Below are 12,428 nucleotides of genomic sequence, written 5' to 3'. Positions count from 1 at the left end.
ATCCTAACCAATATTTATTCCATGAAATACAAATATGATACAAAAGCTATACTGACATTAACATTGTTTTCAGTCTTTCTAACATTATTCACTTCAACCAGATTGGCAGCGCAAAGCAAGAACATCGATCACGAGACTTTCTACTGGTTGCGCTATAGTCCCTCGTTTGATCTTGGCAGCAGTTGGTCGCTAAAAGGTGAATTAGAGATCCGGAGGTGGGCTTTCCCCGACCGTCAACATCAACTGCTGGTTCCCCGTGTAACATTTGTGAAAAGCCTTTCTAACGGCTGGGAGATAGGAGCAGGCGGTGTATATTTTTTCCAGTCATTGCCCCAGGATGGCGAGGCTGACATTGACTTGACGCGTCCCGAAATAAGGCCTCACCAGGATTTGACGATGAGAGATAAGGTGGGTAACGTGGGGATTACACATCGATATCGGCTGGAGGAACGGTTCATCAGAAAAACGGAAGGAACTGAACTTGCTGATGGATATGATTTCAACTTGCGGTTTCGCTACCGTGTTCAATTCAGGATTCCACTCAATGATAAAAGTGGGGCCGGAGCTCTTGACTTCAAAATTGGTGATGAAATTATGATCAATGCAGGTAAAGATATTGTCCGAAATACCTTTGACCAGAATCGATTGTATGTCGGAATCAGAAGCAAATTCAGTTCTAAAAGCAATCTTGAGGCCGATCTCATCAATTGGTTTCAACAACGAAGTAACGGCGATGATTTCAGAAGCCGATATATTTTACGTGTAACATTCAATCAATCTTTTTAAATTTAAATCCTATTAAATCTATAGATATTATGAATATTAAAACCTTTTTCTTACCTGTCATTATCCTCTCAATCTTAATATTAGGTATTCTGGGTGGTTGCGGCTCTTCCGATAAAAAAGGTCAGCAAACAGAAGGTGAAAATGCAAGGATAGCCATATCCGGTGCCTTTGCTCTCTATCCATTGGTGACCACCTGGGCGGAGGAGTTTAACAAAACTCATCCCAACATTCAGTTCGATATTCAGGCTGGCGGAGCCGGCAAGGGCATGGCCGATGTGATGGCCGGTGCTACCGATTTGGGTATGTTCTCGAGAAATTTCACACAGGCAGAAATAGATCGCGGAGTGTGGTGGGTAGCTGTGACCAAAGATGCGGTAATTCCAACTATAAGCACTGAAAATCCCTACCTGGAAGAGCTGCATAAGCAGGGAGTAACTCAAGAAGATTTAGCCACGATTTGGTTGAATAATGAGTACCCTCATTGGGGAGATGTTATAGATCTGGAAGAAGGCAGGGGAGAGCAAATCACGGTGTTTGCCCGTTCTGATGCAGCCGGCGCCGCCGAAACATTTGCATCCTATTTTGGTGCTCATCAGGAGGATATGAATGGGGTAGGAATAATGGGAGATCCGGGACTTGCTGATGCAGTGCGGAGAGATCCTTTGAGTGTTGGTTTTAACAATACCATTTATGTTTATGATGTGGAATCGGGCCAAAAAAATGAGGGTATTGAGATTATTCCGTTTGATCTGAATACAAATGGCGTGCTTGATGAAGATGAAGATTTTTATGACAACTTCAGTGCCATTTTAAAAGCAGTTGGTTCTGGAAAATATCCATCGCCACCGGCCCGTGAATTATACTTGATAACGAATGGCGAACCTGAACAACAGGCCGTTATTGCATTTCTCGAGTGGGTTTTGACAGAAGGACAGCAATTCGTTCGGCCAAGTGGTTACGTTCCTTTGAATGAGGCTTATATCCGGGATCAGCTTTCGAAACTTCAAAACTGAATATGTTATGATCTCAGCTTTAAAAATCAAACAGGCAGGCAGGCGTTTTTGGGTGGATCGGGTATCTACAATCTGGATGTTTGCCGGACTCTCTTTCATTTTAGTGATTCCACTTGCCATATTCCTCGGCTTGCTGATCAAATCGTTGCCACTGCTCTATGATCAGAGTATTTGGACTATTCTCAGCGGTACCCAGTGGTCGCCGATGAAAGGTAATTTCGGATTTCTTCCATTTATTGTGGGTTCTGTTTTAGTAACCATATTGGCGGTTTGCATAACAGCGCCAACCAGTTTAATGACCTCTATTTACATCACACAATTTGCTCCAAAACGGTTTTTAAAAATGGTGCATCCGGTCATCGATATTCTGGCCGGAATTCCATCAGTGATTTACGGAGTTTGGGGAATTTTGACGATTGTTCCGTTGGTCGCCGGGCTGGCATCGTGGTTTGGCATCCGGTCCACGGGTTACAGTATCCTGGCCGGCGGAATTGTTCTGGCTGTTATGTCCACTCCTTATGTGCTCAATATGTTGATTGAGGTATTTCGAAGCATGCCTGTCGGCCTGAAAGAAGCTTCCCTGTCTCTGGGATCGACCTATTGGGAGTGTATTAAACATGTTCTTTTAAGAAAAGGATTGTCCGGCATTCTGGCAGCTTTCGCACTCGGGGTATCCAATGCTTTGGGGAATACGATTGCTGTATTGATGGTAGTCGGAAACCGGGTACAATTTCCATCCAATGTGTTTGAGGCCGGGTATCCCATTCCTGCTTTAATTGCTAACAATTACGGGGAAATGATGTCAATTCCACTCTATGATTCGGCGTTGATGCTGGCCGCATTGCTGTTATTTGTGATGGTGACGTCCTTCAATTTTGCATCCCGGTACGTTATTCAAAAATCGGAGGTAGGATGAATAAGAAGCTATTTGAAGAAAAGTTTTTCAAATATTTAACAAGGCTTACCACATGGTTACTCTTTGTGGTTTTGGGATGGATTATCGCGACGATTTTATATCGTGGAATTCCGGCTATGTCATGGGATATGATTACCAAAGTACCGCAAGGCGGATTTTATTTTGGGAAGGAGGGCGGGGTACTGAACGCCATTATTGGATCCTTTTATCTGGCAGGTGGCGCCACTTTATGTGCAATTGTTGTCAGCTTGCCTGTGGCGTTGTTTATGAACATTCATATGATTAAACATCGAAAAACACTCATCCGAATCCGGCTTTTGCTGGATATTTTGTGGGGTGTGCCGGCTATCGTGTACGGTGCATTCGGGTTTACTTTGATGTTATTTATAGGTCTTCGTGCCTCATTGCTTGCCGGAATTATCACCGTCGCCATTATGATTTGCCCGATCATGATTCGGGCTATGGATGAAGTCTTGCGAACCATTCCGCGAGGCTTAATGGAGGCTTCGTATTCTCTTGGTTCTACCCAAACGGAAACGGCATTCAAGATTTATGCAAGAAAAGCATTGCCGGGCCTCACCACAGCGATTCTTTTGGCTTTGGGAAAGGGAGTCGGTGATGCCGCCGCTGTTCTATTTACGGCCGGTTTTACCGATTACATTCCAGAAAATTTATTGCAGCCAACGGCTACACTTCCATTATCCATATTCTTTCAGCTTAGCTCACCCATCGAAGCGGTCAGGGAACGGGCGTACGCAGCTGCTATCATTTTAACAATATTAATTCTGTTGTTCAGCCTGACCGGACGCGGAATTTCAACGCTTTACAAAAAATATACTGCAAATGGTACTGACTGAAACACCAATCATTCGAATCCGGGACCTTAATGTTCATGCCCCGGATCATCATATTCTCAAAAATATTCATCTGGATATTCCCAAAAATAAAATTACCGTATTGCTTGGCCCTTCCGGATGTGGGAAAACTACACTTCTGAAAAGCCTGAATCGGTTAACCGATTTATATTCCGAGCTGAAAGTAAAAGGGAATATTTTTATTGATGGCGACGATATTCTTCACCCTGATCGGGACGTAACCCAAATCCGCCAAAAAATGGGATTGCTTTCTCAGCGTCCATATCCACTGCCCATGTCCATTTTTAAAAATGTGGCGTATGGATTAAAACTCAAAGGCATTAAAAATAAAGAGGAGATTCAAAATCGCGTTCAGGAATATCTGGAAAAAGCAGCTTTGTGGGATGAAGTGAAAGATCGCCTGCACAGTTCCGCTGAACAATTATCAATTGGGCAGCAGCAACGATTATGCCTGGCACGTGGACTGGCCGTAAATCCGGAAGTAATTCTTGCCGATGAACCAACGTCCGCCCTTGATCCGGTTTCAACTCAAATGATTGAACAGCAATTTCAGCAGTTGAAGGAAGAATATACCATCGTGCTGGTCACACACATGCTTCGGCAGGCGCGGCGGTTAGCGGATTATGTGGTGTTCATTTACTATGGAGAAATCATCGAACATGGCCCTGTAGAACAGGTGCTAGATCATCCCAAAGAAGAGTTAACAAAAAAATATGTAACAGCAGGAGTGTAGAATTGAGGTTGCCATTGAATGCATGCAAAAGGCTTTCTGCTTAAGTGTCCATGAGTCGGCATTTGCGGTCTGTCTTGAAGGGGGGGTATTTATACCACCGATTTCAATGCTTAAAATGTGATATAAATACTACCCCTCCGGCAACTGAAGTGCAGATAAGCCCGGTATAGGATAGGGTGAACGGTGAACGTGACTAATAGAGTGAGAATCGCTTCCGTTAAAAAAAGATGGTGTACTTTGAACTTAACTGATGAGGTTTAATATGGAAACCTTATCCTGCGGAAATGTTTTCTTCTCGTTTATACAAAATTTTTAAACAGACAGGCATTTATGTCTCCTCTGCAAGCTTTTTGATGGATTCCAGAGAAGACGAATCCAATTTTTCCTCAATATGAGACATCTTGTCTGTTGTTGTCATCGGAAAAGCTACAGATGGATATTGCATTGCCTTGTGAAAAAGCAGAAAGGCTTGTCTATAAAATTTCTTTGATTTTTCTTCATCAATTTCTAATTCTGCTCTTTCATACAAAATATCCCCAACAGCATATGCAAGTTCTACATTGAATAAGCCATCTTTTTTTAAAACTTCGAGCGTTTCTGACAGCGTTAGTGATTGAAAGCTCTTAGAATCATCATCTAAAAAATCATCAAGAGTTTCATCAATCATTATTTGCGCTTCTTGATGCAGACCTTGGCTTTTTTTGAATAAAATTTTCTGCAAGACCTGAACAAGCTGCTGGATTTGCCTCATAATAAAATCTTGCTCAAATATTCCTGACATAGTTCTTATTAATTTTGAGGTATAGCGTTCTTGCGCTTAAGCACTAGATAATTGACTGTTTGTGATTGGAGTTTACTATTTGATACCTGGAAAACAAAACGGGCTGAAAAGACAAATGAATTTGAGTTACAGTACAGGTTATGATAGGAGAGAGAATCGTTCAGATATCATATTAGCAGTAAATTTTTTACACCCTATAACAGATAAAATTGTATGAAATCTCTTATCTTTATGATAAGAGATTTTTTATACCCTTTAACAACAGAGAGAATAGACTCATGGAAAAATTAAAAACCAACTTTCAAAAGAGTATTTCGAGACGGGATTTTGTAAAAGCAGCTTCAGCATTTACGGCCGGAGGCATTATGCTGGGTTCATTGCCTTTAGGAGCAAGTGCATATGCAGGTGCAAGTGACGAATTGAAACTGGCTATTATTGGCTGTGGAAACCGGGGGACCGGAGCCGTTGCCAATGCACTGGATGCAGCCGAAGGCATTAAATTGGTGGCTATGGCAGATATCTACGAAGACCGCCTGAATAGCAGTTACAATATTTTAAGCCAAAGAAACGGCGATAAAGTGGATGTGCCTGATGAAAACAAATTTATTGGCTTCGAAGGCTACAAAGATGCAATGGCGTTAGCTGATGTTGTAATTTTGACAACACCTACATTTTGGCGTCCGTTGCATTACGAGGAAGCCGTTCGCCAGGGCAAACACATTTTCATGGAAAAACCTGTGGCCGTAGATCCGGGAGGAGTACGAAGAGTTCTGGAAGCCGCAAAAGTTGCCAGGCAAAAAAATCTGAATGTGGTTGTAGGCTTGCAGCGCCGTTACTCAAACAAATACCGTGAAATTTACAATCGAATTCAGGACGGACAAATTGGTGATGTGGTCTCAGGAAATATCTACTGGATGGAAGGCGCATTCGGAAACTTACGGCGCGATCCTTCATGGAGCGAACTCGATATGCAGATCCGTAACCAGTTCCAGTTCTTCTGGACATCCGGCGGGCAGGTTCTCGATCAGCTTATTCACAATATCGACGTAGCCAACTGGTATGTGGGAGGTCACCCGGTTTCAGCACAGGCAATGGGCGGCCGGCTTGAAGCAATCACCGGTAAAGACACCGGCCAGGTATACGATCACAATTTCATCGAATATACCTATCCCGGCGGCGTGATTGTTTCTGCACAGGCCCGGCGGCAAAGAGATACAATGACCCGGGTAGCTGAACGCATTGTGGGATCAAAAGGTGTGGCTTATACCCAGGGGTTTGCCGATGACGGCACAATCACAGATTCATCCGGCAACGTGATTTATGATTATCGTGGAAATACGGAGCCAAATCCATATGTACATGAGCATACAGAGCTGTTTGATGCCATCCGCAATGGAAAAGTTCTTGATAATACAGAACGTGCTGCTCAAACAACCATGACAGCGATTTTGGGATATATGGCTGCCTACTCAGGCCAGCTTTTAACTTATGATGAAGCACTCAATTCAAACCTGCGGTTCTATCCGCATCACGAATTGAACCCTGAAGATGTGAACTATGATACACCTGCGCCAATTACGGTTGGCGAAAATGGATATTATTCGGTACCCATGCCGGGTATGACTCCTGTGGTTTAGTCAAGTTGGATCCCGGGTAAACTTTATCCGGGATCTTTTTTATAGCATCAGAGATTTACGGATGAAGTGAAATCTCTTTTTCCATCCCAAAAAATAATCATTCCAATAAGAGCCTTGTGAGCAAGTGCTTTCGGGAAGTAGCGGCAATGTTAACTTCCAGGATTAAAGCTGGCTCATAACCGCTTTATCGAACATCCGGTCGCTTAGGATTCTTCTCATTAAGATCAGCGGTTTTGCCAGTTTTCCTTTGGCATACCTAGTTTTGGGTTTGTTGGATGAAACGGCTTCTGAAATAATTTCAGCTATAACCGAAGGGGGAGAACCTCCACCTTTTTCATAAGAATCTGCAGAAGATTTGCTCACTGCCTTGGCCAGTTTTGCATAAGCTGTATCGCCCGAACGTTCCATCATAGGACCCGACATTACATCTCCAAATTCGGTTTGAATGATTCCGGGTTCAATAATCACAACATCAATTCCAAATTGTTCGAGCTCAAGCCGAAGACAGTCGCTCCATCCCTCCAATGCATGTTTGGTAGCATGATACCATGCACCAAGTGGCGTATAGATTTTTCCACCCATGGATGAAATGTTGATGATTTTTCCGGATTGTTGTTCCCGCATGTATGGCAGAAGAAGCTGGGTTAATCGTGCGAGTCCAAAAATATTGACTTCAAATTGTCGGCGGGCATCATCAATCGTGGTATCTTCTACAGCACCGTAGATAGCATACCCAGCGTTATTAACCAAAATATCTACTCCGCCGTGGTTTTTCTGGATGGTGGAAACTACATGCTGGATATCTTCCTCAACCGTGATATCCATTTTGATGGCTTTCGCTCCGAGATCTTCAAGATCCTGCATTTTCTCGATTCGTCGAGCTGCAACGTAGACGGTATGGTTGTCTTTTAATAACTGTTTGGCCGTCGCTTTTCCAATTCCGGATGAGGCTCCGGTTACGAGTACCACTTTTTTGTTCTTCATTTATTGAGTTTTTAATTTTGATTAGATTGAATGTTCATTCGGTTTTACTAAAAAAAATTTAGCGGCTTGAAAAACTGATCCAGGTCGTATGGATGGCTTCTTCAAGTATTTCGTTCGTTACGGTTCCTTTTTTACTCAATTCCATTTGAATAAGGGTCCTGATATTTCCATAGCAAAGCTGACTGAGCAAATTCAATGGAATTTGTCTGAAGGTGCCATCAGCAATCAATTCCTCCAAAAAGTGAATCATTGATTGATAGAACACCTGGGATTTCTTTTTTACTTCTTCCGAAATGATAGGAGTGAAATCTACCTGCTCAGTAAAAATAAACTTCAGAGGATTGCCGGAATAGAAGTGATAAACGGTTTTAAATGTTTCTGTGAATGTCTGTTCAGGCGACATATTTTTATCCAAAACAGTATCCAGACGTTCTCCGAACTCCTTTTTAATCTCCAGGTAGAGTTCATTCAAAATCTCTTCCTTGCTGCTAAAATGATGATAAATCGTACCGACTGCCACACCCGAATCTTTTGCAATTTTAGACATTGGTGTGTTGTGTACTCCCAATTCAGAGATCAGTTTTAGCGTGCTCTGTAAAACAGCTTCTTTTTTCATTGAAAAACCGAATGAATGTTCGGTTGATAATATAGCCAAGTTTCCCTACCTGTCCAATCGTTTTTTTGATCAATGATGGTGTCAGATTTTGTGATCCTGAAATGATGACATTTGCCTTTTGGAATCTATTTCAACCAATCCTGTTATTTTGGATAATCTCTTTTACTTCCGCTTCATTTAAATCTTTGTTGTAGAGAGGTTGGTCAACATCCATCAGATGACTTTCGGAAAGCTTGCCAACATAAACCGGAGCAAATCCAATTTGCCTGATAAGATCTTCAACCAGTTCAAGCACAACTTTGTCATCGCCAGCATAAGGAATGGTTCTTACGTTATCTGACCGATTCGCCTGGTTCTTTAAATGTTCGTAATAGATTGTGTTAAAGGCTTTTACAACATGCGCTTTTTGGAAATGATCAGCCACAAATGTGGATGCCGCTTTGCTGCTTTCCCTGGCTTTTGTTGCTATTTCACCATCTCGTCCGGGGTAGGGGTTTGTCGTTTCAATGATAATTTTTCCTTCTAATGGACCTGTTTTCTCAGCGACTTCTTCAATGGCCCAAAACGGAATGGACAACACCAACACATCTCCAAAATCAGCGGCTTCTTTAATCGTACAAACGCTCGCATTTTCTCCGGCGTCTTCTGCAAGCTCTTTCAACTGGTCGGGATGTCGGGAGCTGAATTTGACTGAATGTCCTGCATTCGCAAGGTGAATTCCAAGATTTCCGCCGATATGTCCTGATCCAATGATTCCAATCTTCATGATATTAGTCCTTTTTGTTTAACTACCTAAACATGCACTTTTACACAGTCGTTCAACAAAGGACTTTTATCTATCAATAATTGTGCTGACAAGATTATTACTGAAAACGAGATTAAATAGACAAGTAAATCTCAGAGATATCGAAGATAGAATTTGTAAGAAACGACTTTTTGATCTGTTGAATTGATATTTCAATCGTTGAAGAGAAAAAAGCCGAGTCCACCCGGGTCTTTGATAATGATATTATCTACTTCATTATTCGGGTTGAAATAAGTGATTTCTTCCGCAATAGGTATGTTTTGTTGCCGAATATAGTCGATCACTTTCAAATTTTCGGGGCCGTTGAAGTACGTTAATGAAGGGTTAAAAAAGAGATGGGGACAGCTATTTGGTTCATAAAGTGTAATTGTAACCTGGTCGATATTCGTAAACGACGGCCATTTCGGATCATTCCTTTCAAACCCAAGAATGGACCATATTTCTTTTGATTTTTCTACCTCCGGGGTTTCCAGTCCAATACCCATATAATTTCCAAGAACTGAATCAGAGGTTTCTGATATTTGCAGATCAAAAGAGGTATCCGTTTCGATTAAATAGATCCACATACCACTGGTATCAGTAAGCAGAAATCCGTCATTGGTTTTGACCACTTTTGCCAATTTGGAAAGTTCGTTTACCGCTTCCTTCCATTCTGAACGGAACAGCTTGATTCCTGCACGGGCATATCTGTCCGGATTGATTTGTATAAAGGCTTTCCCATCGGATACGAGAACAGGATCCTTATCAGAAATAATATTGAACTTCAATTTTGAATAAAATTCAATACTGTTCTTTAAATCGTTGGTTGGTGTCTGTATGAGGGTTTTCATCAGGATATCCGGTCGTTAATTTTTTGAATGGTGAAGATTGAAGATGATCAATCCGATTTCTGTTTTGTGAATATCGAAAATCAGACCTTAAGAAAACCACGGAATCCACGGGCGCCATAATAAGATTCTGCTCCGTTGTGGTACGTGAAAACTTGATCGTATCGCCGGTCACAAAATATTGCCCCGCCAAGTTCTCGGATTTCTGCAGGAGTTTTCACCCAGCTTGAAGTTTTTGTATCGAAATTGCCAAGACTTTGCAGTTCCCGATATTGTTCTTCAGTCAGCATTTCAATTCCCATTTCGGCAGCCAAATCCATTGCGCTGTTTTTGGGCTTGTGCTTCTTTCGGGATTCAAGAGCTTCACCATCATAACAAACACTTCTTCGGCCTTTGGGACTTTCGGCTGAGCAATCAAAGAAAATGTATTCTCCGGTGGTTTCATCGAACCCAACAACATCGGGCTCACCACCTGTTTGCTCCATTTCGTTAAGCGACCAGAGTTTCTCCGGATGACTCTCCAACTTTGACTGAACATCTGGCCAGTGTAAATCTTTATGTCGGTTCACATTCTTCTCAAATCGGGTCTTCAAGATTTGGAGAAGTTTATCATTTTGCTGTTGAGACAGCTCTTTTTTCGGGTTGCTCATTTTTAAACTGTTTGGAGTTTCTAAGGAATTTTTCTGGAAAAGTTCTGATGTAAATACCTGAATCTAACGGTCATGCAATCCTTTTCCATCAAGAATTTTCGGGATATATTTTTCAACTCTTCGTTTTCTCGTCCGGGATTGCTTGGCATCTGAAAAATAGAGAGTGTAACCCCGCTGGCGACCCGGAGTTAATGCCTCAAAAGCTGTTTTAAGTTGAGGATTTTCATCCAGTTTTTCTTGTAATTCTTCCGGTAGATCGGGTTCTTCATTTTCTCTTTCAGGTACTTTTAAACCCTTTTTTTCTATTTCAACAGCTTCCTGAATGTAGGATTTGATAACGGATTCAACCTCAACAATATCTTCCAGCCTTTTGAAGGAGAGCCTGCGCGCTACCCGTGAATTCTCACCGGGTTTCTCCAGAATATTATTGTTGTCTTTCATCAACACTCCTTTAAAAAACATCAGCGCACAGGAGTCTTTAAAAGGTTGGATGATAGCAATATTATTACCCTGAGATGTGTAGCATGGTTTTCTCCATTTCAACTCTTCAGTGAGTCCACATTCGAGACAGATTTGTCGTAACCGTTCCATCTCTTCTCGCCATTTGTCGGCTTTGCTTAAAAATTTATCAACGTTGGAATTCATGAACTAATCCAAGGGGTTCGCTTCTACGCCATCGAATGTCATCTCAATCGGTTGGATGAAACCATTTTCGTCAAAGTACATTCGGTCAATGCTGACCACCCGGTGGTGAGGATCATCCGTATCAAGAGGCCGGCGATGGTACACCATATAGTAATCTTTATCCGGGGTGATGATGACGGAGTGATGGCCGGCACCTCTTGCAACGGTGGAATCCTGTTCCAGGACTTTTCCGATTCGCTCAAATGGACCGGTTGGGGAGTCCCCGATGGCATAAGCAACGCTGTAATCCGGCCCCATCCAGCCGCCTTCTGACCACATGAAATAATATTTGCCGTTTTTTTTGAATACAAAAGGGCCTTCTACATAACTATCCGGAGTGATTTCCTTGTAGTATTCTCCGTCTTCAAACGGTTCCAGGCTGAGCAGGTCATCACTCAGTTTTACCACATTGCAATGGCGCCAGCCGCCATAAAACATATAAAACTGACCGTCATCATCTTTAAAAACAAACTGATCAATAGGTTGGGCTCCATTATGAAATTCATTGATCAAAGGCTCGCCCAGAGCATCTTTGTACGGGCCTTCCGGCTGATCGGCTACGGCTATCCCGATACCTCCGTATTCTTCATTACTCTGAATATCATTGGCTGAAAAGAACAGATAATACTGATCGTTTGCTTGGATTATAGATGGTGCCCACATCGAGTAAGACGCCCATTTCACATCTTTTATGTCCAGCACGTGCGAATGCTTTTCCCAATTGACCAGGTCTTTGGATGAGAAAGCATCAAAGAAAGTTTGGATCAGGTATTGCTCGTTGATGGCTTTCGAACGGGCCTCAAGCTGTCTTTCTGTAAATACGGAAGAAGTATCCGGTTTTCCGTAATGATCGGAATAGGTGGGGAAAATCCAGTATTCGTTATCAAAAATGATACCTTCGGGATCGGCATACCAGCCTTCAATCACAGGGTTTCCCGCTTGGATTTTTTGTGATTCGGGCTCAACTTGTGAACAGGAAATAAAGAGTACAAAGACGATGCTGAAGAGAGGAAGTTTTCTCAAAATCACTGTATTTTTTTTGGATGAAAGTTAGGTCTTCCGATAAAATATAATTTTGTAATGAATTTTGTTGAGCAGAAGAAATAAGGTCTTCTTCAATC

Annotated in this window: 14 protein-coding genes; 6 read left to right on the top strand and 8 right to left on the bottom strand. The window is 42.2% G+C overall.

The features are described from left to right. Positions 1-21 precede the first annotated feature (21 nt). Genes L0B18_RS14125 through L0B18_RS14105 form a run of 5 tightly spaced genes read left to right on the top strand, consistent with a single transcriptional unit; the run spans position 22 to position 4,323 of the window. Positions 22-786, top strand: coding sequence for a DUF2490 domain-containing protein (locus L0B18_RS14125; protein WP_234572441.1), 765 nt, complete (start codon positions 22-24; stop codon positions 784-786). Positions 787-815: 29 nt separating this feature from the next. After that, positions 816-1,799, top strand: coding sequence for a PstS family phosphate ABC transporter substrate-binding protein (locus L0B18_RS14120; protein WP_234572440.1), 984 nt, complete (start codon positions 816-818; stop codon positions 1,797-1,799). A gap of 7 nt (positions 1,800-1,806) precedes the next feature. Then, complete coding sequence (gene pstC, locus L0B18_RS14115) at positions 1,807-2,715, top strand: phosphate ABC transporter permease subunit PstC (RefSeq protein WP_234572439.1); 909 nt, start codon at positions 1,807-1,809, stop codon at positions 2,713-2,715. After that, complete coding sequence (locus L0B18_RS14110) at positions 2,712-3,572, top strand: PstA family ABC transporter permease (RefSeq protein ID WP_234572438.1); 861 nt, start codon at positions 2,712-2,714, stop codon at positions 3,570-3,572. The genes pstC and L0B18_RS14110 overlap by 4 nt, the downstream gene beginning before the upstream one ends. Further along, the gene (locus L0B18_RS14105) at positions 3,559-4,323 is read left to right on the top strand and encodes a phosphate ABC transporter ATP-binding protein (protein ID WP_234572437.1); all 765 of its coding nucleotides are present in this window, start codon (positions 3,559-3,561) and stop codon (positions 4,321-4,323) included. The genes L0B18_RS14110 and L0B18_RS14105 overlap by 14 nt, the downstream gene beginning before the upstream one ends. Before the next feature lie 328 nt (positions 4,324-4,651). Here the strand turns inward: L0B18_RS14105 and L0B18_RS14100 are convergent, their stop codons facing one another. Further along, entirely contained in the window at positions 4,652-5,104 is a 453-nt protein-coding gene (locus L0B18_RS14100; protein WP_234572436.1) for a hypothetical protein, read from the bottom strand. Between the two features lie 278 nt (positions 5,105-5,382). Between L0B18_RS14100 and L0B18_RS14095 the strand changes: the two genes are divergently transcribed. Next, positions 5,383-6,741: a Gfo/Idh/MocA family protein gene (locus tag L0B18_RS14095; protein ID WP_234572435.1), complete on the top strand. Its 1,359-nt coding sequence runs from the start codon at positions 5,383-5,385 to the stop codon at positions 6,739-6,741. Positions 6,742-6,903: 162 nt separating this feature from the next. Here the strand turns inward: L0B18_RS14095 and L0B18_RS14090 are convergent, their stop codons facing one another. The 7 genes from L0B18_RS14090 to L0B18_RS14060 all read right to left on the bottom strand — a co-directional run bounded on the left by L0B18_RS14090 (position 6,904) and on the right by L0B18_RS14060 (position 12,330). Further along, on the bottom strand, positions 6,904-7,725 hold the full coding sequence (locus L0B18_RS14090; RefSeq protein ID WP_234572434.1) for an oxidoreductase: 822 nt from the start codon (positions 7,723-7,725) through the stop codon (positions 6,904-6,906). A gap of 58 nt (positions 7,726-7,783) precedes the next feature. Beyond that, positions 7,784-8,341: a TetR/AcrR family transcriptional regulator gene (locus L0B18_RS14085; RefSeq protein WP_234572433.1), complete on the bottom strand. Its 558-nt coding sequence runs from the start codon at positions 8,339-8,341 to the stop codon at positions 7,784-7,786. Positions 8,342-8,471: 130 nt separating this feature from the next. Beyond that, complete coding sequence (locus L0B18_RS14080; RefSeq protein WP_234572432.1) at positions 8,472-9,107, bottom strand: NADPH-dependent F420 reductase; 636 nt, start codon at positions 9,105-9,107, stop codon at positions 8,472-8,474. 191 nt (positions 9,108-9,298) lie between these two features. Beyond that, a complete protein-coding gene (locus L0B18_RS14075; RefSeq protein WP_234572431.1) occupies positions 9,299-9,976 on the bottom strand; it encodes a hypothetical protein in 678 nt (225 codons plus the stop codon). 80 nt (positions 9,977-10,056) lie between these two features. Then, entirely contained in the window at positions 10,057-10,623 is a 567-nt protein-coding gene (locus L0B18_RS14070) for a DUF4256 domain-containing protein (RefSeq protein WP_234572430.1), read from the bottom strand. A 63-nt stretch (positions 10,624-10,686) separates the two neighbouring features. Further along, entirely contained in the window at positions 10,687-11,268 is a 582-nt protein-coding gene (locus L0B18_RS14065) for a YdeI/OmpD-associated family protein (protein WP_234572429.1), read from the bottom strand. A 3-nt stretch (positions 11,269-11,271) separates the two neighbouring features. Continuing rightward, positions 11,272-12,330: a glycoside hydrolase family 43 protein gene (locus L0B18_RS14060; RefSeq protein ID WP_234572428.1), complete on the bottom strand. Its 1,059-nt coding sequence runs from the start codon at positions 12,328-12,330 to the stop codon at positions 11,272-11,274. Between the last annotated feature and the right edge of the window lie 98 nt (positions 12,331-12,428).

Source organism: Rhodohalobacter sp. 614A, assembly GCF_021462415.1.
Taxonomy (GTDB): Bacteria; Bacteroidota; Rhodothermia; order Balneolales; family Balneolaceae; genus Rhodohalobacter.
This window is presented reverse-complemented; position numbering and strand designations above follow the sequence as displayed.

What these genes read in the sequence shown, in the direction of transcription:
- L0B18_RS14125 (WP_234572441.1), top strand. Translation starts at nt 22, where the DNA reads ATGAAATACAAATATGATACAAAAGCTATACTGACATTAACATTGTTT.
- L0B18_RS14120 (WP_234572440.1), top strand. Translation starts at nt 816, where the DNA reads ATGAATATTAAAACCTTTTTCTTACCTGTCATTATCCTCTCAATCTTA.
- pstC (WP_234572439.1), top strand. Translation starts at nt 1,807, where the DNA reads ATGATCTCAGCTTTAAAAATCAAACAGGCAGGCAGGCGTTTTTGGGTG.
- L0B18_RS14110 (WP_234572438.1), top strand. Translation starts at nt 2,712, where the DNA reads ATGAATAAGAAGCTATTTGAAGAAAAGTTTTTCAAATATTTAACAAGG.
- L0B18_RS14105 (WP_234572437.1), top strand. Translation starts at nt 3,559, where the DNA reads ATGGTACTGACTGAAACACCAATCATTCGAATCCGGGACCTTAATGTT.
- L0B18_RS14100 (WP_234572436.1), bottom strand. Translation starts at nt 5,104, where the DNA reads ATGTCAGGAATATTTGAGCAAGATTTTATTATGAGGCAAATCCAGCAG.
- L0B18_RS14095 (WP_234572435.1), top strand. Translation starts at nt 5,383, where the DNA reads ATGGAAAAATTAAAAACCAACTTTCAAAAGAGTATTTCGAGACGGGAT.
- L0B18_RS14090 (WP_234572434.1), bottom strand. Translation starts at nt 7,725, where the DNA reads ATGAAGAACAAAAAAGTGGTACTCGTAACCGGAGCCTCATCCGGAATT.
- L0B18_RS14085 (WP_234572433.1), bottom strand. Translation starts at nt 8,341, where the DNA reads ATGAAAAAAGAAGCTGTTTTACAGAGCACGCTAAAACTGATCTCTGAA.
- L0B18_RS14080 (WP_234572432.1), bottom strand. Translation starts at nt 9,107, where the DNA reads ATGAAGATTGGAATCATTGGATCAGGACATATCGGCGGAAATCTTGGA.
- L0B18_RS14075 (WP_234572431.1), bottom strand. Translation starts at nt 9,976, where the DNA reads ATGAAAACCCTCATACAGACACCAACCAACGATTTAAAGAACAGTATT.
- L0B18_RS14070 (WP_234572430.1), bottom strand. Translation starts at nt 10,623, where the DNA reads ATGAGCAACCCGAAAAAAGAGCTGTCTCAACAGCAAAATGATAAACTT.
- L0B18_RS14065 (WP_234572429.1), bottom strand. Translation starts at nt 11,268, where the DNA reads ATGAATTCCAACGTTGATAAATTTTTAAGCAAAGCCGACAAATGGCGA.